This is a genomic window from Rhizobium sp. Leaf453, assembly GCF_001425605.1.
GTDB lineage: Bacteria > Pseudomonadota > Alphaproteobacteria > Rhizobiales > Rhizobiaceae > Pararhizobium.
In genome coordinates this window covers 47482-67828 of the sequence record NZ_LMRG01000002.1, presented here as the reverse complement: position 1 = coordinate 67828, position 20347 = coordinate 47482, and the positions used below count along the sequence as shown (strand labels likewise).

At 60.0% G+C, this 20347-nt stretch carries 20 protein-coding genes; 8 read left to right on the top strand and 12 right to left on the bottom strand.

Features of this window, described 5'->3' with window-relative positions:
• Positions 1-33 precede the first annotated feature (33 nt).
• Positions 34-315, bottom strand: a complete 282-nt coding sequence (locus tag ASG68_RS05010; RefSeq protein ID WP_062585084.1) for a YiaA/YiaB family inner membrane protein — start codon at positions 313-315, stop codon at positions 34-36.
• Positions 316-360: 45 nt separating this feature from the next.
• Positions 361-1044, bottom strand: coding sequence for a PspA/IM30 family protein (locus ASG68_RS05005; RefSeq protein WP_062585082.1), 684 nt, complete (start codon positions 1042-1044; stop codon positions 361-363).
• Between the two features lie 105 nt (positions 1045-1149).
• On the opposite strand from ASG68_RS05005, the gene ASG68_RS05000 reads away from it, so the two are divergent.
• Positions 1150-1761, top strand: coding sequence for a TetR/AcrR family transcriptional regulator (locus ASG68_RS05000; RefSeq protein ID WP_062585080.1), 612 nt, complete (start codon positions 1150-1152; stop codon positions 1759-1761).
• Positions 1762-1816: 55 nt separating this feature from the next.
• On the opposite strand, the gene ASG68_RS04995 is transcribed toward ASG68_RS05000, so the two are convergent.
• The 7 genes from ASG68_RS04995 to ASG68_RS04960 form a co-directional block, all read right to left on the bottom strand.
• Entirely contained in the window at positions 1817-2698 is an 882-nt protein-coding gene (locus ASG68_RS04995) for a DMT family transporter (RefSeq protein ID WP_062585078.1), read from the bottom strand.
• Between the two features lie 458 nt (positions 2699-3156).
• A complete protein-coding gene (locus ASG68_RS04985) occupies positions 3157-4260 on the bottom strand; it encodes a glycoside hydrolase family 105 protein (protein WP_062585075.1) in 1104 nt (367 codons plus the stop codon).
• Positions 4257-5822 (bottom strand): glycoside hydrolase family 28 protein, encoded by a 1566-nt coding sequence (locus ASG68_RS04980; RefSeq protein WP_062585072.1) that lies wholly within the window; start codon positions 5820-5822, stop codon positions 4257-4259. Before ASG68_RS04980 ends, ASG68_RS04985 begins: the two co-directional genes overlap by 4 nt.
• Before the next feature lie 70 nt (positions 5823-5892).
• Positions 5893-7158 carry an ABC transporter substrate-binding protein gene (locus ASG68_RS04975; RefSeq protein WP_062585070.1) on the bottom strand — a complete coding sequence of 422 codons (1266 nt, stop codon included), beginning with the start codon at positions 7156-7158 and terminating at the stop codon, positions 5893-5895.
• A 20-nt stretch (positions 7159-7178) separates the two neighbouring features.
• Entirely contained in the window at positions 7179-8297 is a 1119-nt protein-coding gene (locus tag ASG68_RS04970) for an ABC transporter ATP-binding protein (RefSeq protein WP_062609147.1), read from the bottom strand.
• A gap of 2 nt (positions 8298-8299) precedes the next feature.
• Positions 8300-9202, bottom strand: a complete 903-nt coding sequence (locus ASG68_RS04965; RefSeq protein WP_062585065.1) for a carbohydrate ABC transporter permease — start codon at positions 9200-9202, stop codon at positions 8300-8302.
• Positions 9203-9205: 3 nt separating this feature from the next.
• Positions 9206-10087: a carbohydrate ABC transporter permease gene (locus ASG68_RS04960; protein WP_062585062.1), complete on the bottom strand. Its 882-nt coding sequence runs from the start codon at positions 10085-10087 to the stop codon at positions 9206-9208.
• Between the two features lie 213 nt (positions 10088-10300).
• Between ASG68_RS04960 and ASG68_RS04955 the strand changes: the two genes are divergently transcribed.
• A complete protein-coding gene (locus ASG68_RS04955) occupies positions 10301-11236 on the top strand; it encodes a helix-turn-helix domain-containing protein (RefSeq protein ID WP_062585060.1) in 936 nt (311 codons plus the stop codon).
• Positions 11237-11256: 20 nt separating this feature from the next.
• Here ASG68_RS04955 and ASG68_RS04950 read toward each other — a convergent pair whose 3' ends face one another.
• Positions 11257-11991, bottom strand: coding sequence for a TetR/AcrR family transcriptional regulator (locus tag ASG68_RS04950; RefSeq protein ID WP_162243559.1), 735 nt, complete (start codon positions 11989-11991; stop codon positions 11257-11259).
• Positions 11992-12058: 67 nt separating this feature from the next.
• Here ASG68_RS04950 and dctP point away from each other — a divergent pair, with 67 nt between their 5' ends.
• The 6 genes from dctP (at position 12059) to ASG68_RS04920 (ending at position 18305) form a co-directional block, all read left to right on the top strand.
• Positions 12059-13144 (top strand): TRAP transporter substrate-binding protein DctP, encoded by a 1086-nt coding sequence (gene dctP / locus ASG68_RS04945; RefSeq protein ID WP_062585053.1) that lies wholly within the window; start codon positions 12059-12061, stop codon positions 13142-13144.
• A 354-nt stretch (positions 13145-13498) separates the two neighbouring features.
• Positions 13499-14326, top strand: a complete 828-nt coding sequence (locus tag ASG68_RS04940) for a transporter substrate-binding domain-containing protein (RefSeq protein WP_062585049.1) — start codon at positions 13499-13501, stop codon at positions 14324-14326.
• A gap of 69 nt (positions 14327-14395) precedes the next feature.
• Positions 14396-15676, top strand: coding sequence for an NAD(P)/FAD-dependent oxidoreductase (locus ASG68_RS04935; RefSeq protein ID WP_062585817.1), 1281 nt, complete (start codon positions 14396-14398; stop codon positions 15674-15676).
• A gap of 15 nt (positions 15677-15691) precedes the next feature.
• On the top strand, positions 15692-16663 hold the full coding sequence (locus ASG68_RS04930; RefSeq protein ID WP_062585047.1) for an amino acid ABC transporter permease: 972 nt from the start codon (positions 15692-15694) through the stop codon (positions 16661-16663).
• Positions 16653-17540, top strand: a complete 888-nt coding sequence (locus ASG68_RS04925; protein ID WP_244484108.1) for a DMT family transporter — start codon at positions 16653-16655, stop codon at positions 17538-17540. The genes ASG68_RS04930 and ASG68_RS04925 overlap by 11 nt, the downstream gene beginning before the upstream one ends.
• A gap of 15 nt (positions 17541-17555) precedes the next feature.
• On the top strand, positions 17556-18305 hold the full coding sequence (locus ASG68_RS04920; RefSeq protein WP_082478102.1) for an amino acid ABC transporter ATP-binding protein: 750 nt from the start codon (positions 17556-17558) through the stop codon (positions 18303-18305).
• A gap of 63 nt (positions 18306-18368) precedes the next feature.
• Here ASG68_RS04920 and ASG68_RS04915 read toward each other — a convergent pair whose 3' ends face one another.
• Positions 18369-19181: a PfkB family carbohydrate kinase gene (locus ASG68_RS04915; protein WP_062585814.1), complete on the bottom strand. Its 813-nt coding sequence runs from the start codon at positions 19179-19181 to the stop codon at positions 18369-18371.
• A gap of 83 nt (positions 19182-19264) precedes the next feature.
• Positions 19265-20278, bottom strand: coding sequence for an SIS domain-containing protein (locus tag ASG68_RS04910; protein ID WP_062585043.1), 1014 nt, complete (start codon positions 20276-20278; stop codon positions 19265-19267).
• Between the last annotated feature and the right edge of the window lie 69 nt (positions 20279-20347).

The following is a 20347-nucleotide window of genomic DNA, read 5'->3' as shown; positions in this document are numbered from 1 at the left end:
GCGGCAACAACTCTGTGGTGTGGTTAAGGAAAATTAATTGTCACCGCTGCGATTGAAATTGACGAGAAGCTTCTCGGTCTTGGCATCCTCAATCTTACGGATCAGCTTTTCGGATTCGGCGTTATCGCGCAGCGTCTTGGTGATGTTGACCGTGGTCTGAACGAGCATCAGGATGCCCATGGCCAGATAGCCTTTGCCCCAGAGATCGAGCGGCATCATGTAGAGGCCGAGCGCCAGCATGAAGGCGGCGCTGCCGAAGGAGATGTAGGAGAAGCTGACCCAACTGGCGGAGTGTTTCTGGAAACTGTCGTTCATGGTCGTGATCCTTTTTTGACGGGTGTCGGGTTCTTGAGGGACGTATCAGGCGGCGGAATTCATCTGGCTGCGAAGGCGGGAAAGAACGTCATCCGCCGAAGTGCGCAGGGGCGCCCCGCATCCGGCATTGGCAAGCTTCTCGATCACACGCTCCGGCGCCAGGCCTTCCAGTTCCTGAAGGGTGGCGGCGGCCACCTCATTCTGCGCCTGCCGGGTGCGAAGCCGCGACAGTGTCTCCTCCGCATCAGCCAGGGTGGCTAGCCGGCGCCCGGTATGAATCCTGCCGAGCTTCTGGACTTCCTCGGTCGCGCGCACCACACGCTCACCGCGCTGCAGGTCGTGGAAACGGGCTTCGGCGGCCCGAAGCGTGTCTTTGGCCTTGTCGATCGCTGTTGAGAACTGCGCCTGGGCGGCAGTCGATGCGTCACGCTCGGCCTCCAAATGAGCGATGGTTTCGGCCGCTTCCCGTGCCAGCAGCGTATCGCCTTTTTGCAGGGCGGCAAGCGTGCGAGCCTCGAGATTGGCGATATGCCCGAGGATTGCCGCATGCTGCTTCTTTTCCTGCGCGTTCTGGGCGATGGCTACAGCGACCGCGCGGCGGGTCGACTGGATCGCGAGGCTCGCGTCGCGAATCTGCTGTGCGAGCAGGGGCACGGCGTGTCGGTCGGCGAATGCCTGTTCGGCCTCATGTGCCTGGCCGCGCAGCAATGTGAGAATTAAATTGAACATGTTCTTCCTCCACTGTATGAACAATGTTCATGAATATACGCGAAAATGAACAATGTTCAATATGTAAAATGAACGTCGTTCATATTTTTGGATTGGATATGGTTAATGGCCGGCAAGCGGGAAGAAAAACGTGAGGATCTGAAGGCGAGGCTGATCGAGGCCGCGCGCAATCGCATCAGTGCCGACGGGCTGGCAAACCTGCGTGCCCGCGACGTCACCCAGGATGCAGGATGCGCGCTTGGCGGCCTCTATACGGTGTTCGCCGATCTGGATGAGTTGATCATCCACGTCAATTCCGGAACCCTGAAGGCGCTGGAGGCATCGCTAACCCTGCAGGAGGTCAAGGACAGGACGCCGACGGACCGGATGCGCAATCTGGCGAAAGGTTATCTCGCTTTCGCGGTCCATCATCGTCATCTTTGGAAGGCGCTGTTCGACCATCGTCCGGCAGAGGGCCAGCCGTCGCCGGAATGGCATCTTCAGGAGCACATGTTCCTGATGGACGTCATCGCCGAACCGCTTGCCGAATTGCAGCCCAGCCTGTCGGCCGAAGACCGCGCCAGTCGTGCCCGTACCCTGTTTGGCGCCGTCCACGGCGTGATCACCATCAGCCTCGAAGCCCGCTTCGTCGGCGTTCCCATGGAGCGGCTGGAACGTGAACTCGACGAATTCGTGCAGACGATTGCGGCAGGGTCGAAGGCGAGGCAGGCCGAGTAGTCAAGCCACGCACCGTCGCAGACGATGCATTAGGGAGTAACAGCTGTTTCTCCTGTTACGAAGCGGAGGCGCCACGTCTTGCCAGCTGATGTTCGCGCCAGATGGTGAAAAAGCCGGCGCCGACGACGATCAGGGCGCCTGCGATCATGTTCAGGGTTATGGTTTCGCCAAACAGGACGACCGCAGCGATAACGTTTAGCACAAGCTGGAAATAGGTCACCGGCTGGACTTCTGCAGCCTGCAGCAGTCCGTAGGCGCGGATCAGGAAGTAATGGCTGAGCGTGCCGCAGACGCAAAGGGCGGCAAGCAGCGACCAGTCGGAAGGAGCAATGGCCGTCCAGTAGAATGGTCCGATCAGCGAGACGGCGACAGCACCGGTGATACCGGCATAAAACAGGCTGGTCACGGCAGAATCTTCGTGGCTCACGGCACGGGTCGCGATGCTGTAGAGCGCGAAAAGCAGGGCTGCCCCGAGAGGAAAAAACAGCGACATATCAAAATGAACATCGATGGGATTGATGATCACCAGCACGCCGAAAAGACCGACAATCACGGCTGTTCCGCGCCGCCATCCGACAGCCTCGCCAAGGAGCGGGATGGACAGGATCGTGATGATCAGCGGCGTGACCTGGAAGATCGACTGGCTCATGGCGAGCCCGGCATAGACATAGGAGAAAACGATCAGCACGATCTCCGCGACGAGCAGGATGCCTCTCGCGATCTGCAACCATGGACGGTTCGTCTTGACAGCTTGCCTTATGCCGCCGGGCGAGGATGCGGCGAAGGCGCAGACGAAGATCGCGAAGGCCCAGAACCGGATCATCGTGATGAAAAGCGCGGGATAGCGATCGCCGAGATATTTGGTGATCGCATCCTGGCCGGCGAAAATGCAGATGGCCAGGAAAGCGAAGAGATAGCCGCGGGTCTTGGAAGTCATGATCTGAGCAAATTTGGTCTCGTTTCCAACGCTGATAGCACATATCCGGTGCCGTGCCAGTCCGAACGAAATTGCAACGGTCAGGATACTGTTGTTTTTCGAGGGTTCCCGTGACGGGCCGTGATATAGTGCGGATATGCGCAGTGATGTTCGGCCAACCGACCGAGCATGGCGATCGGGAGGCAAACGATGGCAAGGGAGAACGACAAGGCGGAAGAGCCAGCGCGGCTAGATCTCGTCCGCCACTATAGACCCGTGGCGATCCGCTCCGTGGTGGCCGCGCACGCGATGATTCCGAAGGTTAAGCAGCACCCCGAGTTCGACCCACCGGACACCGGTACGCAATTCTCCCTACCGGCGGGTTTCCATAGTCCGCCGGATGACTAAGAAGAGACGCTACTCTGCAGAGCCGCGAGACGTCATCTCTCGATCGTCGATGCGCGGCTACCGCATTCCTGTCAGAAGACGCTTCCATTGGTGCGGACGGCCTCCGCATAGGCCATCATCAGCGGACCTACCCCCTTGGCGTCATCGCATACGACGGGCTCCGTGAGGTAGTAGTGGGGTGTTCCGTCGCGATAGGGGCCGTCGATCGAGCCAAGCCCCGCTACCTGGCATATCCCGGTAAAGCGGATCATCCCTTCACTTTCTGCCAATCGGGTCTCAACAAGCGCGGACAGTGCCCGTTTTCCTGCAGCAGCAAATTGCTCGGCAGTTGGTCCCGTTGCAAGGTCCAGCCTTGCCGCGCGCATCAGGGCATATGCAAACATGGCCGTGGCGGAACTCTCCTCATAGTTGCCCTCCAATTGAGGCGCGTCGAGGACTTGCTCCCAGAGCCCCGAGGAGGTCTGTCGAGCGGCGATTTCATTCAGTATGGCAATGGTTTTTTCTCGCAATGCTGAACTGTCCGCGCTGGCGGGAAGGATGACCAGTGCGTCGATCAGCGCCATCGCCAGCCAGCCTATCGCGCGCGCCCATACAGCCGGCGATTTCCCGGTGTCGCCATCGGCCCAACGCTGTTCACGGCTCTCATCGTATCCGTGCACGTAAAGCCCGCCGCGGTCGACCGTCAGCGCGAGCGCGGAATCGAATTGCTGCAGCGCATCCGCGATCAGTGACGCATGGCCGGTCGCAAGCGCGTATTCGATCTGGAATGGCAGAGCCATGTAGAGCCCATCCAGCCAAACCTGATGCGGGTACCGCCGCTTGTGCCAATAGTTGCCGGTCCGGATGCGGGGGTGGTCTTTCAACTGACCGATCAGGTGCTCGGCGGCAGCAGTGTAGCGTGTCTCTCCGGTAAGTGCCGAGAGCGGAAAGAGCACACGACCCGAAAGGATATTGTCGATATTGTATTCTTTCGGATCGTAGCCTGCGAGCAGGCCCTTGCTGCTGACCTGTGCCGATACAAGGCGCGTGAGATGGTCTACCCAGCGATCCTCGCCGGTTGCTTCATATAGGAGCTGCAAACCCCGATAGATGCAGCCGTCCTCATAGCACCATGCGCCAGCCTTGTACGGTTGGTAGCGGGTGGCGAACTGGTCGAAATAGGCGGTCGGATTCATCGGTTGTCTCGGTCAAGGGGAAGAGAAATTGTGGCTGTCGAAAGGAGAGCGGGATCATCGCAATCAATGTCTGCATATTCGGCGACGATGGCCTCGTGACGCATCGGGCGCACCTGGTCAGCCATGATCGGTGGTGTCGCGACGGCGTCGGCACAGTGTGAGGCAACCGTTACGCGTCGGATGCGGACGTTGCGGATCGGTGCCTCCGGCAGTCCGAGGAATACACCGGCGGCATGGGCGAGGCCGCGAATCTCGACATCATCGACCGACACGCCGTCGATTATCGGTGTTCCCGGGCCAAGTGGTGCCGCCATGCGCGATTGCACCCAGTCGTCGTGTCCATCCGCATCGCAGTGATAGAATGCGTTGACCGACATGGCTGTTTGCACGTCGTCCATCATGACGCGGCGCATGGCAATGCCGGTAATGACGCCACCTCGGCCGCGCCTTGTCTTGAGTCGCAATCCCCGGTCGGTGCCGATCATGTCGCAATCCTCGATGGTCACGTCATGCACGCCGCCGGACATTTCCGAGCCGACGACGAGACCTCCATGGCCGCGTTCCATCAGGCAGTGGTGGATGCGAACGCCGCGGGTCTCTGCGAGATGATCCTCCGTGCCTCCGGCGACACGCTTGCCGGCCTTGATGGCGATACAGTCGTCACCGACCGAGAAGCGGACGCCGGCGATCGTCACGTCGCGGCAAGACTCCGGGTTGAGACCGTCGGTGTTGGGGCTGTCATGGGGGGCCTCGATCGCGAGGCCCGCGGCGACAAGTCCTTCGCACCCTTGCGGGTGAATTGTCCATGAGGGAGCGTTGCGGATCGTGAAGCCGAGCAGCGTAACGTCCTTGCAGGAAATCAGATGCAGGCCGCGGGGTCTGCGGGCGCCGTTCCGTGTCTCCTTCGGCCATGTCCACCAGTCGCCGAGATGACCGGAACCATCCAGGATGCCGGCACCTTCTATGGTGATGTTTCGGGCATCGATCGCGTAAACCGGCGCAGCAAAGCAGGCGTCGGGCAGTCCTTCCCAGCTTCCGAGCATATGGCCGAAATCGTCTCGCGCCGGCAGGATCGGCCAGCCCTCGCGGATCGATGGCGCGCGAAGGACCGCCCCCTCTGCGAGTTCAAGTGTCATGTCGCTCTTGAGGCGAATTGGGGGAATGGTCCAGATGCCGGAAGGAAGCCGAAGCGTCCCGCCTGTGGGAACGGACGCAAGCGCATCTGCAATCGCCTCCGCATTGGCGCGCGTGCCGTCCCGATCGTCCGGTTCGACGTCCGGCCGTATACCGAATTGTCGAGCCTCGATCAGACCGGCGCAGGCCGGGGTCTCGAATTCCAGGTGAGCAAAGCCATCGGCTTCGAAGCGATAACGCGTCGCCGGACTCAGACCGTAGATGATCATGACCGCCAGATCAGTGGGACCTTCGCGTGATGGTACATCCGCATCCACGGCGGTCAGCCGCCACGCGACCGTGTGCGGCAGGCGATATCGTGCGCCGGGCAGGGGTAGGCAAAGCGCAGCCGTTCGCGCTGACAGCGCGACGGTGGAAGGCTGGGTCATAGTTCGTCTCGTGTTGTTACCCGTCGCCACACAAGAGCGACGGGCGGTTGGTCCCGTCAGTCGTGTCTGGTCAATCGTATTCGGCCAGTACGTCGTTCACGGTGTCGATGATCTGTTTGGCTGCGTCGTCGGCGTTCAACTGGCCATAGGCGTATTCCTCAAGCGTATCGATGAACGCCGCGCGGATTTCCGGATGTTCGTTGAATGGGGAGACCACCGGACCCGCCGACGCCATGACGATGGCGTTGGCGGCGCGAACCTCGGGCTCGCCCTGGGTGCCGAGCCTTGCTGCCGCCGCTTTCGATGCCGGCAGGCCGCGTGAGGTTCCGAGTGCATCGATCCCTTCCGGTTCGTTCAGCAGGCAGTTGACGATCTGAGCGGCGGCTTCCGGTGCCTTGGAGTGCTTGGAGATCGAAAACACCATCGAGGGCTTGGCGTAGACGCCGTCGGTGACTGCGCCGGCGACCTTCAGGATCGGAAAGGGTTTCAGCACCTGACCGTCTTTCAACGGATCGGCATATTTCGAATAGGTCGAGTCCCACTCGTAGGAGCCGGAGATCTTGCCTTCGGCCCAGGCCGGCTTCTCGAACAGGTTGACGTTGCCCTCGGCCGCTTCCTCCTTCTGCGACTTGATTGCGCCGGTCTCGACCAGCTTGCCAAGGAAGGATATACCTTCCGCCAGTTGTTCCGGCGTCCATGCGACGCGGTTCGTGGCCGGGTCGACCATGTCCTTGCCGGTTTTCTGCACGACTGTCAGGATCGTCAGCAGATGCGCCGTCTCCTTGACGGCGTTGAAGGTGTAGTAATCCTTGCCGATCTTTTCCTTGATCGTCTTCGTCGCCTCGAAGAACTCGTCCCAAGTCTTCGGGATCGGAACTCCGGCCTTCTCGAAGGTCGTGGTATTGAAGAAGAAGACGCGGCCGGTGGTGGAGACCGAAAGCCCCTGCAGGATGCTGTTCATCGAGCCGGCGGTCAGGTCGGCGTCGGTCCAGTTGGAAAGATCGATACCCTTCACTTGGCGAAGGTCGGCAAAGCCGGTTCCGTCCTTGGAAAACAGCGGGAGCCAGGGCCAGTTGACCTGGACAATGTCGGGTTCCGTCCCGCCGGCCATCTGCGTTGTCAGTTTTTCGAGATAGCCGTCGAAGCCGGTGAACTCGCCCTTCACAGTGTGGCCGTACTTGGCGCCGCAAGCCTCGATCGCCTTCTGGGTCGCCACGTGACGGCTCTCACCGCCCCACCAACCCATGCGCAGTTCGGCGGCTTGCACTGCCGTCGCCATCGCGAGTGCCGAAAATGCAGTGCCAGCCAGAGCGGCGAGCATCCTGGTGTTCTTCATTGCTTTACTCCTCCCTTGGTTCAGGCCGCGATGCTGCCTCCTCGCAGCGATACGTTGCGGCCGTCGATCTTGTTGAAAACATGCAATTTCGTGGGGTCTGGCCGCAGGCGGACGATGTCGGACCGCCCCAGCGCTTCGAACTCACCGGCACCGACGACGCAGACGAGCTTGCGTCCTTCGAGTTCCGTATGCAGGTAGACCTCGTGGCCCATGAATTCGGCATTGGCGAGCCTTGCCGACAGGCCTGGCCCTTCGCTGCCGGCGAGCGAGAAATGTTGCGGACGAATGCCGATGATTGCATCCGAAGGTTTTTCGGACAGGCGGCGTTCAAGATCGCTACCGATCGCAATCTTCTGGCTGCCGACGATAAAATCGCCTCCCTCCAGGGCACCGTCCACGAGGTTCATTTCCGGACTACCGATGAAGCCGGCGACGAACAGGTTCGCCGGATGATTATAAAGTTCCTTCGGTGTTGCCGCCTGCATGATGCGGCCAGCCTGCATGACGCAGATGCGGTCGCCCATCGTCATGGCTTCGGTCTGGTCGTGCGTCACGTAGATGACGGTCGAGGACAGACCTTCGGCCTTCAACTGACGGTGAAGGTCCGTGATGCGCACCCGCATCGATGCGCGCAGCTTGGCGTCGAGATTGGACAGCGGTTCATCGAACAGAAACACGCCCGGCTTCTTGATCAGCGCCCGCCCAAGCGCCACACGTTGCGCCTGCCCGCCGGACAGCTGTTTCGGCAGGCGGTCGAGCAACGGTTCGATTTCCAGCATTCGAGCGACATCGGCGATCGCCGCATCGATCTCGGGCCTGGAGCATCCGGCGATCTTCAATCCGAAGGCAAGGTTTCCACGCACCTTCATGTGCGGATAGAGCGCGTAGTTCTGGAAGACCATGGCGATCGAACGCTTGCCGGGCGGCAGGTCGTTGACCCTTCGGTCACCGATGATGATCTCGCCTGCGGTAATCTCTTCCAGGCCTGCGACCATCCTGAGCGTCGTGGACTTGGCGCAGCCGGACGGACCGACCAGCACCATAAATTCGCCATCGGTGATGTCCAGGTTGATGCCATGGACGGCCTTGAGCGTGCCGCCATAGACTTTTTCGAGATTCTTGAGTTGGACGCCTGCCATGTTCAGCCCTTGATCCCCCCGGAGGAGATTCCTTCGATGAAGTATCGTTGCGCAGCGAAGAAAACGATCAGCGCCGGTGAGATTGCGAGTACCGACATCGCCAGGATGCGGTTCCATTCGAATGCTTCTGTCGTGTCGATGGAAAGCTTGAGCGCCAGGCTGACCGGGTATTTGTCGACCGAAGAGAGGTAGATGAGCGGCCCAAGGAAATCGTTCATCGTCCACATGAACTGGAACAGGCAGACCGAGATCAGCGCCGGCGCCAGCATCGGCACGACGATGTAGACGAGCGTCTGCAGGCTGTTGGCCCCATCGACGCGGGCGGCCTCCTCCATGTCGGAGGGGAGCGAGCGCAGGAACTGCACCAGCATGAAGACGAAGAACGCATCGCCGGCCAGCGCGGAAGGCACCCAGAGCGGCAAGAAGCTGTCGAGCCAGCCGAGGTCGCGGAACAGGATATACTGCGGGATACGGGTGACCACGTTCGGCAGGAGCAGGATGGCGATCACCGATCCGAACAGCACCTTCTTCAACGGAAAGTCGAAGCGCGCAAACGCATAGGCCGCCATAGTGCAGGAGATTGCCGTGCCGATCACTTTCGGCAGGATGATCAGGAATGAGTTCCAGAAGAACCTTCCGAATGTGTAGGGGGTGGAGGTCTGCCAGCCCTTGATATAGCCGTCGAGTGTCGGATTTTGCGGCAGGAATCCCGCGCCTGAGAAAATCTCGGAATTCGTCTTGAAGCTTGCCCCGACCAGCCAGATCAGCGGGTAGAGCATGACGAAGCCGACCAGGAACAGAAGCGCGTAGCGTATCGCGGTCGAGAAAAGCCGCAGCCCTGCTCGCCGTTTGGCCCGGGCAGTTTCGTCCATGGTGAGATCGTTGGAGGTGGTGATATCGGTCATGGCTCAGCTCCGCTTGTCGCCGGCGTAATAGACCCACTTCTTGGAAGACCAGAAGGCGATCAGGGTCAGTACCGTGATGATCGTGAAGAGAACCCAGGCGATTGCTGAGGCGTAGCCCATGTTGAACTTCTTGAAGGCTTCCTCGTAGATGTAGAGCGGCAGCAGATAGGTCGCCTTCAATGGCCCGCCCTGCGTGATGATGTAAGGGCCGTTGAACTCTTGGAATGCCTGGACCATCTGCATGATCAGGTTGAAGAAGATAACCGGCGTCAGAAGTGGCAGGGTGATGAAGAAGAAGATGCGTACCTTGCCGGCACCATCGATCGCGGCGGCCTCATACAGCGACTTGTCGATGGACTGCAGCGCTGCCAGGAAGATGACCATGGCCGAGCCGAACTGCCAGCAGCGCAGGAGCGTGATCGTCAGCAGCGCGTTGGTCGGATCGCCGAACCAGTCGATCGGGCCGAGACCGATCGTCGCCAGAGCCATGTTGACCAGGCCTTCGGTTGCAAACATGTAGCGCCATAACACCGCAATCGCGATCGAGCCGCCGAGGATCGATGGCACATAGAACGCAGTTCGGAAAAGTCCGATGAACTGCAGCCGATAGTTGAGAACGGTCGCGATGAAGAGCGCAAAAGCCAGCTTCAGCGGAACCGTCAACAGGACATAGAGCAGCGTTACGTTCAGCGATTTGAAAAACGTGCGATCACGGGTGAAGAGCCGCTCATAGTTGGCAAGGCCCGTCCAGTCCGGGCTGCTCATCAGATCGTATTTGGTGAAGCTCAAATAGAGCGAACCAAAGAACGGAATGGCCGTGAAGACCAGCAAGCCGATGATATAGGGGCCGAGATAGCCGAGCCCCAAGAAGCGCTGCCCTTTCATGAGTCTCCTCCCGGATGGTCTTGGGCGGTGACAAATGAAGATGCAATTTTGTACAGGTTGGTTTCTTGGAAATTGGCCGTCAGATAATGACGCGCCGAACTCTGGTCCCTGTCCACCGATCTCCTCCCTGGTAATTCGGCGCCCATAGGCAATTTGTGACATGACATAATCGCATCTTTGTCCAAGAATGAATTGACGAAGGCGAGGAAAAAGATGGACGAAATTGAAGGTGGTATTCTTTCCAGCATTCCACCCGCTGCCTTGACCATGAGGCTGACGCGGGCGGCAATCCGGATGGAACATTCGCGCACCTGGCGGATCGACAAGGAAAATCCGGTCGACGATCTGGTCATCTGTCTCGAGGGCAGAGGGCATTATCTGGTCGACGGCGAACCGCGTGTGATGGAGCCGGGGGATACGATGCTGATCTCTCGTGGGCAACGTTTTGTCGGCTGGTGTGTGGGCGACACAGTTTACAAGGGGGTGGCGCAGCACTTTACCCTTGATATCTACGGACGGCACAACCTGATCGCGCAGATGGTTCTTCGTCCGAAAATCAGACTGAGCCGTTGGGCGATGCTTGAACCGCTCGTCCGCCATTACCGGCAAAGCGCACCGCCATCGTCGGTGACCTTGGGGCAGCATCACCTTTTCATGGTGCTGCTGATCGCCTTCATCGAGGATGCCTTTGTCGGATGGCGGGGCGGTGCAGCCTATCAGCCGGAGGGGGCCGACGCGCTTGATCTGGCCGTCATGAAAGCCGCCACCATGATTTCGGCCAATCCTCTCGATCTCGACATCGCCGCGCGCGCAATCGAGGAATCGCCCTACAATCGGGACTATTTCCTGCGCGAATTCCAGAAGCGTGTTGGAAGGACGCCGCGAAAATACCAGGAATTCAAGCGGATGGAACGTGCCATGCATATTCTCGAAGCGGGGACGACGGTGGGGGCCGCTGCCGTCGAGGTTGGATATACCGATCCCTATTATTTTTCGCGCATGTTCAAGAAAACGCTCGGGGTCAGCCCGCGGGATCATTTGCGTCGCATGCACCGCAGCCGGGTTGGTGGCCTGATGGGCCTGGACGAGACAGACCAGGAGCTCATGCTTTCCGGCAACTGGAAGGACGAGGCGTTCGCGGGACGATGATCGGGCTGGACCATGCCGTCCTATTGGGCGGCTGCTGCCTCGAGATAGGCTGTCGCGAGCAGGACTGCCTCGTCTCGAAGCCTCTCTAATACCTGTTGATCAGATGCCACTGCTCCGAAACTGCTGCGTGCCAGCCCGGCCAAAGCCGAAAGCAAGGTGAAGGCTGTCTGTCTGGTGTTTTGGAAGGATGCATCGGATGCATTTTCGAGCAGGTGAACCACGGCAGCTTGCAACCGTCTGTAGACATCCGGAGACAACCGGAATTGGTCGATGGCGCCTGCAACCCGGTAAAGGGCAGCGGTCGCATCCGGCCGGGACACCTTCACGGAAACATAGGCTTCGGCGATGTTTTTGGCCAATTCGCGCAACGATCGTTTGCCATCGTGCTTTCCCACATGTTCGATGGCGTCAGCCATCTCCTCGAAATGCAGCTGGAGGATGGCAAAGAGCAGCGATTCCTTGTTTGGAAAGTACTGGTAAAGCGTGCCGACCGACACACCGGCTCGTTCGGCCACCCGGGTGGTCGTCAGCCGTGTCAGCCCATCGGCAATCAAAACCTGAATCACGGCTTCGTGAATGGCATCGACCGTCGCGCCGGACCGCGCCTGAGCCGGTGATTTCCTTGGTTTCAGACGTTGCGGAACGGGCGGAGAAGCGTTTTTCAATATGCGAATTCCGGCCTCTGGGTCACTCAGATATAGTCTTGGAATAACGGAGCGGTCAACCGAAGGTCTTGAGACGCGACCTTCGATCATTGCCCGATCCGTTGAACACGCAGGGTTTGCGAAGTGCCCGCGCAGGGTGACGAAAGGATATTCAAGGATGAAAGACAGCACGAAATCACCGGAGAGCGGCATCACCCGCCGGCTCTTTCTGGCCGCGACTGCCGGCACGATCGCTTCCGCGTCATTACTGTCCGATGCGGTCGCGCAGGGGGCTCCCCGCGTTCTCAGGTTCAGCGATCACGAGCCTCTCGGCGGCATGCGGACCCGTTTCCTGAAGGACGTGCTCTTTCCGGCGATCGAGCGCGAATCCAATGGGCGCCTCAAGATCGAGGATCACTGGAATGGCGAGATAGCCGCGGCCTATGACGGGCTCGGCGCGGTCAGCGCGGGGAAGACGACGGATATCGCGACTGTGGTGCCGGAATACACGGCCAAGGAAATGCCGCTGCACCAGATATTCAAGAGCTTTCCCACCGGTCCGAGCGGCGGCCGGCAGGTCGATTTCTTCCGCCGGGTCGATGCCGAAGTCCCTACTTTTGCCGCCGAGCTTGAGAAGAACAATATCGTCCAGCTGTTCTTCGCGACCGGTTATCCTGTGGCGTTCTACAGCACCGAACCGCTGGCCGCTCTCGATGGGCTGAAGGGCGGCAAATGGCGGTCGGCAAGCTTCTGGCACCTCGATTTCCTGCGCAATGCCGGCGCCACGCCCGTGACCATGCATTGGGGGCCTGAAGTCTATGACGCCCTCAAGGCGAAGACACTCGATGGGCTGATGGTCAACGTCGATAGCGGCTATATGCTGAAGGTCCACGAAGCTGCGCCCAATGTGCTGGTCTCGAAGGATCTTTGGCTGGGTCATGTCTACATCGTGGCGATCAACAAATCCGTCTGGGACGGCTTGACCCAGGAGGACAGGGATGCCATCCGGCGTGCCGGTGAAACATCCTACGCAAGTCTTGGCTCGGTCATGGACGCGAGTTTTGAAGCTCAGTTGGATGAATTGCGAAAAGCCGGTTCGACAGTGCGGGTTCTCGACTCCGAAGAGCCCCGGCGTTGGGCAGAGGCCACGCGATACAAGGATGCACAGGCAAGCTGGGCCAAGGATCAGGCCGGCAAGGGTACGTCCGATGCGGCCACGGTCATCGACCAGGTCGCGGCCATCATGAACGACATGGAAGGATAGTCAGCGCTGGCTTGCCGGCTCTTTGAGACAGGACCTCGTTTTTCGGAAAACTGCGGGAAGTGAGGTCCTGTGCTGTTTCCATCGCCTCGTCGATGCGGGGAGCGAAGGCACCTTCGACAAGACTTGACGGGGTGTAATGTGCTGGTGCTGGTCACCGTGCATTGAAATTCCATCCCCTTGAACGGGCGCGACCGCCGTTGCGACGTCATCACGAAAAAGCATTGCCTCATCAATTTCTTTCATTCTTCCGACCCTTTCCATCGCTTGACTCATGGTGGGGATTCACCTCTACATAATGTTGTCTGACATCTTACAAAATGGGAACCAGGGCGACAATCGCTCAAGGAGGAAGGCATGAAGAAATTTTTGACACGTCTGGCGATCGGCATTGCCGCACTGGGTGTCATCACGTCGGCGCATGCGGGAGAAACGCTCGATCGCGTGATGGGGAAGAAGACGATGGTGGTCGCGACCAATAGTGGCTGGCCACCCCAGAGCTATCTCGACGACAACAATGAAATGGTAGGCTTCGATATCGACGTGTCGCGCGAGATTGCAAAGCGCCTCGGCGTCGAAGTCAGCTTCGAGACCCCGGACTGGCAGACGCTGACCGGCGGGCGCTGGCAGGGACGTTATGATCTGGGTGTCGGCTCCGTCACGCCCACCAAGGCACGCGCGCAGGTCATCGATTTCGTCGGCGTCTACTATTACAGCCCCTACGTTTACGTCGTTCACAAGGACAGCACGGCCAAGTCGGTCGCGGACCTCAACGGCAAGATCATCGGCGTTGAAACTGCAACGACGTCCGAGGATTTCATTCGTCGCCAGCTGGAAATCGATGCGCCGGGCCTGCCGCCGATCGAATACAAGCTGGAGCCGGGCGAAATCCGCACCTTCGCCGATTCCATGCTGCCGTTCGACGACCTGCGCCTCGGCGCGGGCGTCCGTCTCGATGCCGTGATCGCGCCGGAGCAGACGGCCGCCAACGCCATCAAGAACGGCTATCCACTCCGCATCCTCGAAGGCGACTATGCCTTCAAGGAGCCGCTGGTGGTCATCGCCGAAAAGGTCGATCCGGAATGGACCGCCAAGGTTGGCGGGATCGTTGCCGAGATGAAGAAGGATGGCACGCTGGCCACGCTGACCACCAAGTGGTACGGCAAGGACTACGCCGCCGACTGATATCCCTTATCGCACGGACGGTTCCCGCCGTCCGTGCGACCGTCGATGCGCAAGCTTGCGAGCAAGAACATGTCCTATCCCGATACCTATTATCGACGCACGATGACGGAAGAACAGGTCAGACCTGTGCTCAATGGCACGGCAGACTGCGACACAGTCATCATCGGCGGGGGGCTCGCTGGTCTGACAACCGCGCTTCAGCTGGCACGTGCGGGGCAGTCTGTCGTGGTTCTGGAAGCCGAGAGCGTCGGTTTCGGTGCTTCCGGGCGCAATGGTGGTTTCGTCAGTCCGGGATTTGCAACGGGGAGCGACGAGATTGCCAGCATGGCCGGCAAGGAGGCCGCGCGAAAGATTCACCTCTTGTCGATCGAGGGCGTTGATTTCGTTCGCGACACCATTCGTGATTTAAAAATCGAAGGGGCGCGTCCGCAACCGGGCATCATGAGCGTGCTACGCCATGATGACGGCCCCAGCCTCAAGGTCTATGCGGATCAGGTCGCGCGCAACTACGACTATCAACTCGACTATCTGGAGCGTGATCAGGTCCAATCCGTCCTGAAATCCAGCCGCTACTACCAGGGGCTGCGGGACGCAAAGGCATTCCACATGCATCCGCTGAACTATTTGCGCGCCATTGCCACGGAAATCGAACGGCTGGGCGGACGGATTTACGAGGGCTCGCCGGCCACATCGACCGCCCTCCATGCTGCAGAGAAGATCGTCAGTACGGCCAGCGGCCGTGTGAAGGCGCGCCACGTCGTGTTCACGACCGGCGGCTATACCGGCGCGCTCAACGGCCGGTTGAAGCGGGCCTTCCTGCCGATCGCCACCTATGTGATGCTGAGCGAGGAAGCGCCCGACCTGATCCGCCAAGCGATCGCGACGACCGATGCGATCGGCGACAATCGCCGCGCCGGAGATTATTACCGGCTTGTCGATGGCGGCAAGCGCATCCTGTGGGGCGGGCGGATTACCACGCGTGCGGCATCGACTTCTGCCCTTGCCGGCGAACTGCGCCGCGAGATGACCGGAACCTATCCGCAGCTTTCCGGGCTCAAGACCGAACTCGCCTGGTCCGGCCTCATGTCCTATGCCCGTCACCTCATGCCCCAGATCGGCCAGATGCAGCCGGGTGTCTGGCATTGCACGGCCTTTGGCGGACATGGGCTGAACACGACGGCGATTGGCGGCAAGCTGGTGGCCGAGGGAATTCTAGGCCAGAGCGACCGCTATACCCTGTTCAAGCCGTTCGGGCTCGTCTGGGCTGGCGGCCTTGCCGGGCTGGCAGTCGCACAACTCACCTATTGGAAATTGCAGGCTCAGGATCTCTGGCGCGAGCGCGCGGCCTGACGGCGGAGGATGGACATGATTGGCCGTTTGATACTGACTTACCCCGATGCCGCGCGACGCACGGGAATTGCCTTCGTCCTCTGCATCATCACCCTTGGCCTGTACGCCATGGGTATCAGCTCGGCCTGGATCGGATACCTGATCCCGGCTAGTGCAACGTGGCTTGCCGACAACATCGCTCTCGGGCGTCTGTTCGCCGCCGGCATGATCGCGCTGATCCTTGCTGCCAACTGGATGGCGCTTCGCCAGCTCTCCCGCCGTCAGCAGATTATCGGCGTCTGGATCGAGCTCTTCCTGTTGCTGATGCTGTTCTTCTATTCCTTCAACCTTTCCCTGCCGTTCATCGGCAAGAAGATCGGATATCTGATCTCGCAGGGCGTAGTGACCACGCTCTATATTTCCGCGATCTCCATCGTTCTGGCGACGGTGATCGCGCTCGCGGGCGCAATCGCGAAACTGTCGAAAAACGGCGTGATCTACGGGCTGGCGACATTCTACACCTCGCTGTTTCGCGGGCTGCCGCTGTTGATGCAAATCTACATCATCTATCTCGGCCTGCCGCAGGTCGGCTATGTTATCGGTGCGGTTCCCGCCGGCATCCTGGCGCTCTCGCTCTGCTACGGCGCCTATATGACGGAAATCTTCCGGGCCGGTATCGAGAGCATTCCGCGTGGGCAGTCGGAAGGCGCAACGGCGCTGGGATTGAGCTCCAGCCAGACGATGGCACTTGTCATCCTGCCGCAGGCGATGCGGGTGATCATTCCGCCGACCGGCAACCAGTTCATCGCCATGCTGAAGGATTCCTCGCTGGTCTCCGTCGTCGGGGTCTGGGAAATCATGTATCTCGCCCGCACACAGGGCCAGACGGAATTCCGGCATATCGAAATGCTGATCACCGCCTCGATGATCTACTGGATCCTGTCGATCGGGCTCGAATTCCTGCAGTCTCGTATCGAAGAGCGCTTTGGTCGGTTCAATGCCCGCTGAGATAATTTCCAGCCAGATGCGGAGCGACTCGGTTGCCCAATCCAATCTGCGGGCCGTCCTCGTCGTGCTTCTGGCTTTTTGCGTATTTTCCGCGACGGATGCCATCGTCAAGCTTCTGGCCCAGCGCTTCGCCGTGCCGCAAGTTACCTTCATGGTGACATCGGCAGCCCTCGTGCTGATCGTGGCGCAGGCCGCGATCACCCGCAACGGCGGCGTTCTGTTGCCGCGCTATCCTGGTCTCGCTCTTTTGCGAGCATTGCTGCTGGCCGCCGATACAATTCTCATCCACTACGCTTTTGCCGTGTTGCCGTTGGCTGAGGCTTATCTGCTTGCATTTCTGACGCCGCTGATGGTGGCGGTGCTGGCCTTCGTTCTTCTCGGCGAGCGCTTGTCGATGCTTGCCTGGTCGGGTGTCTTGATTGGGTTCGTCGGCGTGACGGTTGCGTTGCGACCGGGCGTCGAGCCGCTGAACCTCGGTCATGCTGCGGCCGTTGGATCGGCGCTGTTGTTCGCGCTGTCGCTCATTCTTTTAAGACGCGCGAAACCGGGCGAATCCGACGGTGCGCTCGTCGCCACATTGCTGGCGGTACTGGCCGCGCTGGCGCTGGTCGTCGCCCTCGTCAATGGCGGGCTGACGCCGGTCACCATCACGGATGTCGGATTGGCCTGCCTTGCAGGTGCCTTTATGTTTGCCGGCCACATGCTGCTGGTCCGGGCCTTCCGTATCGGCAAAGCCTCGATCGTCGCACCCTTTCAGTACAGCCAGATCATCTGGGGCATGGTCTATGGCGGGCTGCTGTTTGCGACACCGGTCGAGTTTCACACGCTGGCAGGCGCCGCCATCATCATTCTGTCGGGCTGGCTTGTCCTGAAATAACCCTTGGAGACGTCGATGAACCCTTCCATGCAGAACGCGCAGATTGTGCTGCGCAGCGTCCACAAATGGTTCGGTGAGTTCCACGCGCTCGATGACATCAACCTGTCCATCGCGCCGCAGGAGAAGGTGGTGATCTGTGGGCCGTCCGGCTCCGGCAAATCGACGCTGATCCGCTGCGTCAACCGGCTGGAAGCACACCAGCAGGGCCATATCCTTGTCGGCGGTGTCGAACTCGACGATGACGAACGCAAGGCCGATATGATCCGCCGCGGCATCGGCATGGTGTTCCAGCAGTTCAACCTATTCCCGCACCTGACGATCCTCGAAAACTGCATTCTGGCGCCGATGTGGGTCAAGAAACTGCCGCGCAAGCACGCCGTCGATATCGCCATGACCTTTCTGGAGCGTGTCCGCATTCCCGATCAGGCAAACAAATATCCCGGCCAGCTGTCCGGCGGCCAGCAGCAGCGCGTCGCCATCGCCCGGGCGCTGTGCATGAACCCGAAGGTCATGCTGTTCGACGAGCCGACTTCGGCGCTCGATCCTGAAATGGTCAAGGAAGTGCTCGATACAATGGTCGAACTGGCGGGGGAGGGCATGACCATGGTTTGCGTCACGCATGAAATGGGCTTTGCCCGGCAGGTCGCCGACCGGGTGATCTTCATGGATCGCGGCCGGATCGTCGAGGAAGGCAAGCCGGAGGATTTCTTCGCCCATCCGAAGACCGATCGGGCCAGCCTCTTCCTCAGCCAGTTGCTTCATTAGGGGAGGAAATGCCAGAAGGCGGACGCAAGGTCGCCTTCTGGTCCTAGGTCATTGTCGTTGAAATCAAAGCGGGGCGGGAACCTGCGGGAAACCGCCGACATGGCCGCAGGTCAGCGCGGCGCGATCCCGTCCGGTCTCAAGGCACTGTTCGAGCGGCAGGCCGCTGATATGGGCCGATAGAAACCCGGCAATGAAGCTGTCGCCGGCACCGGTTGTATCAATGATTTCGACAGGTGTGATGCCCATTACCATCGTGTAGGTTCCGTCGCTTGCACTGGAACCGAGCGCGCCGCGCGTGACGACGGCAAGTCGGGCACCCTGCTGGAGAAGCTCCGCCGTCATCTGTTCGGCTATCCGGCCATCTTCGCCAGCCGAGCCGAACGCGATAGTGAGCCCATCCGGGCTTCGATTGGCCGGGTCGGCATTGACGGAGAGGTCCTGTGAAACGCTGATGTCGGCGGCGGATAGCGCGCGTTTCAAAGCCCCGCCATCGTCCAGCCAGCCAATATGGACATGGTCCATGGTTTTCAGGATATCGACCTCCGCAAGGGAGGGCGCATAACCTGCACAGACGCCGAATTCCTCGTAGGTCATGACACGGTCGCCCGATTCCAGCACGGCGATATCCGTATAGGCGGTGACGCCTGCCCGATCCTGCAGATGGTCCGTGAGGACGCCGTTTTGCTGCAGGAGAAGCCGCGTCCTTGTGCCGTCTGCGTCGGTGCCGACAGCGCCGAAATAAAAGCAGTCATGACCGAGTGCAGCCAGCTGGACCGCGACATTGACGGCGTTTCCGCCAACCAGCGATTGCCCAACCGGTGGCTGGAAGCGATCGATGCAATTGTCGCCGACGGTTGCGAAACAGAGTTTTTTCATGCGGGTCCCCGGCAGGATTGCGACGGCGAAGGCCGCGCATGCCAGCTTGGCATGCGCGGCCTTAACGCGATTGCAGGATTGCCTCAATAGGCGACGCGCTTGTAATAGCGGCGGGTGGTCAGCGGATGGTTGCGCAGGACTTCGAGATGGGCGCTGATGCGCTCCAAAACCGTTGCCAGCAGCACCGGAGAAATCATGGCGCGAACCTCCGCGGAAATGCCGGGCAGGTCGAACGTTGCCGTGTCCAGCACCGTCAGCTTGTCAGTGTAATTCGGGACGAAGTTCTCGACGCGGTCGGCGAGTGGCCGCAAGGCATCCTCGCCTTTGAAGAGAATGACGCTCACGCCTTTTTCCACCAGTTCCAGCGTGCCATGGAAGAAATCGGAAGCATGGACGGGGCGGGTGCGGATCCACTGCATTTCCTCCAGGATGCACATGCCGTAGTAGAAGGCCTGCGGCCAGACATTTCCGGCGCCGGTGATGATGTGATAATCCGACGCCGCAAGCGTCCGGGCGAAATCCTCCGCCTTCGGCTCATAGGCGCGCTTGACCTCAAGCAGCAGCGCCGGAAGTTTTACGAGTTCGCCCACCAACTGATCGTAATTGGCGATCTCGCCGCGATGTTTCATGATCGAAAGCGCGATGATCAGGGACTGCAGGTAGAAGGATTCGCAGGACGTATCGTCCTCGGCGAAGTTGACGAAGACATGGTCTCCGCCCTTGCCGAGCGGGGTTTCCGCGTGACCGACGAGTGTGAGCACGGTCGCGCCGATCTCCTTGAGCTTGGCAAGCAGCGCCACGCTTTCCTTCGTCGTGCCCGACAGGGACGGCATGACGACGATCGATTTTTCGGTCAGGTTTGCCGAGCCAGTGATCGCCAGCTCAGCCGGCAGGCCGTGGAAGGCCGGGAAGCGCGACTTCGTCTGCAGCAGTTGCGCCGCTGGCTGCATGAGGATCGCCGCGCCGCCCGTTCCGAGGAAGAACACATTCTGCGCGCCGGCCGACAGGCAGGAACCGATAACCTGATCGAGCCGGGCATGCAGTCCGACGGCGCCATTCTGAATCCGCAGGAAACGTTGTTCATCGAAATTGAGCATGGCGGGTCTCACTTGTTTCAGGCCGAGAGGCCAGTTGGTCAAAAATGTTGTAAGACAACTGACATCTAT

What these genes read in the sequence shown, in the direction of transcription:
- ASG68_RS04920 (WP_082478102.1), top strand. Translation starts at nt 17,556, where the DNA reads ATGAACCCTTCCATGCAGAACGCGCAGATTGTGCTGCGCAGCGTCCAC.
- ASG68_RS04915 (WP_062585814.1), bottom strand. Translation starts at nt 19,181, where the DNA reads ATGAAAAAACTCTGTTTCGCAACCGTCGGCGACAATTGCATCGATCGC.
- ASG68_RS04940 (WP_062585049.1), top strand. Translation starts at nt 13,499, where the DNA reads ATGAAGAAATTTTTGACACGTCTGGCGATCGGCATTGCCGCACTGGGT.
- ASG68_RS04975 (WP_062585070.1), bottom strand. Translation starts at nt 7,158, where the DNA reads ATGAAGAACACCAGGATGCTCGCCGCTCTGGCTGGCACTGCATTTTCG.
- ASG68_RS04985 (WP_062585075.1), bottom strand. Translation starts at nt 4,260, where the DNA reads ATGAATCCGACCGCCTATTTCGACCAGTTCGCCACCCGCTACCAACCG.
- ASG68_RS04980 (WP_062585072.1), bottom strand. Translation starts at nt 5,822, where the DNA reads ATGACCCAGCCTTCCACCGTCGCGCTGTCAGCGCGAACGGCTGCGCTT.
- dctP (WP_062585053.1), top strand. Translation starts at nt 12,059, where the DNA reads ATGAAAGACAGCACGAAATCACCGGAGAGCGGCATCACCCGCCGGCTC.
- ASG68_RS04925 (WP_244484108.1), top strand. Translation starts at nt 16,653, where the DNA reads ATGCCCGCTGAGATAATTTCCAGCCAGATGCGGAGCGACTCGGTTGCC.
- ASG68_RS04970 (WP_062609147.1), bottom strand. Translation starts at nt 8,297, where the DNA reads ATGGCAGGCGTCCAACTCAAGAATCTCGAAAAAGTCTATGGCGGCACG.
- ASG68_RS05010 (WP_062585084.1), bottom strand. Translation starts at nt 315, where the DNA reads ATGAACGACAGTTTCCAGAAACACTCCGCCAGTTGGGTCAGCTTCTCC.
- ASG68_RS05005 (WP_062585082.1), bottom strand. Translation starts at nt 1,044, where the DNA reads ATGTTCAATTTAATTCTCACATTGCTGCGCGGCCAGGCACATGAGGCC.
- ASG68_RS04960 (WP_062585062.1), bottom strand. Translation starts at nt 10,087, where the DNA reads ATGAAAGGGCAGCGCTTCTTGGGGCTCGGCTATCTCGGCCCCTATATC.
- ASG68_RS04965 (WP_062585065.1), bottom strand. Translation starts at nt 9,202, where the DNA reads ATGACCGATATCACCACCTCCAACGATCTCACCATGGACGAAACTGCC.
- ASG68_RS04910 (WP_062585043.1), bottom strand. Translation starts at nt 20,278, where the DNA reads ATGCTCAATTTCGATGAACAACGTTTCCTGCGGATTCAGAATGGCGCC.
- ASG68_RS05000 (WP_062585080.1), top strand. Translation starts at nt 1,150, where the DNA reads ATGGCCGGCAAGCGGGAAGAAAAACGTGAGGATCTGAAGGCGAGGCTG.
- ASG68_RS04950 (WP_162243559.1), bottom strand. Translation starts at nt 11,991, where the DNA reads ATGATCGAAGGTCGCGTCTCAAGACCTTCGGTTGACCGCTCCGTTATT.
- ASG68_RS04935 (WP_062585817.1), top strand. Translation starts at nt 14,396, where the DNA reads ATGTCCTATCCCGATACCTATTATCGACGCACGATGACGGAAGAACAG.
- ASG68_RS04995 (WP_062585078.1), bottom strand. Translation starts at nt 2,698, where the DNA reads ATGACTTCCAAGACCCGCGGCTATCTCTTCGCTTTCCTGGCCATCTGC.
- ASG68_RS04955 (WP_062585060.1), top strand. Translation starts at nt 10,301, where the DNA reads ATGGACGAAATTGAAGGTGGTATTCTTTCCAGCATTCCACCCGCTGCC.
- ASG68_RS04930 (WP_062585047.1), top strand. Translation starts at nt 15,692, where the DNA reads ATGATTGGCCGTTTGATACTGACTTACCCCGATGCCGCGCGACGCACG.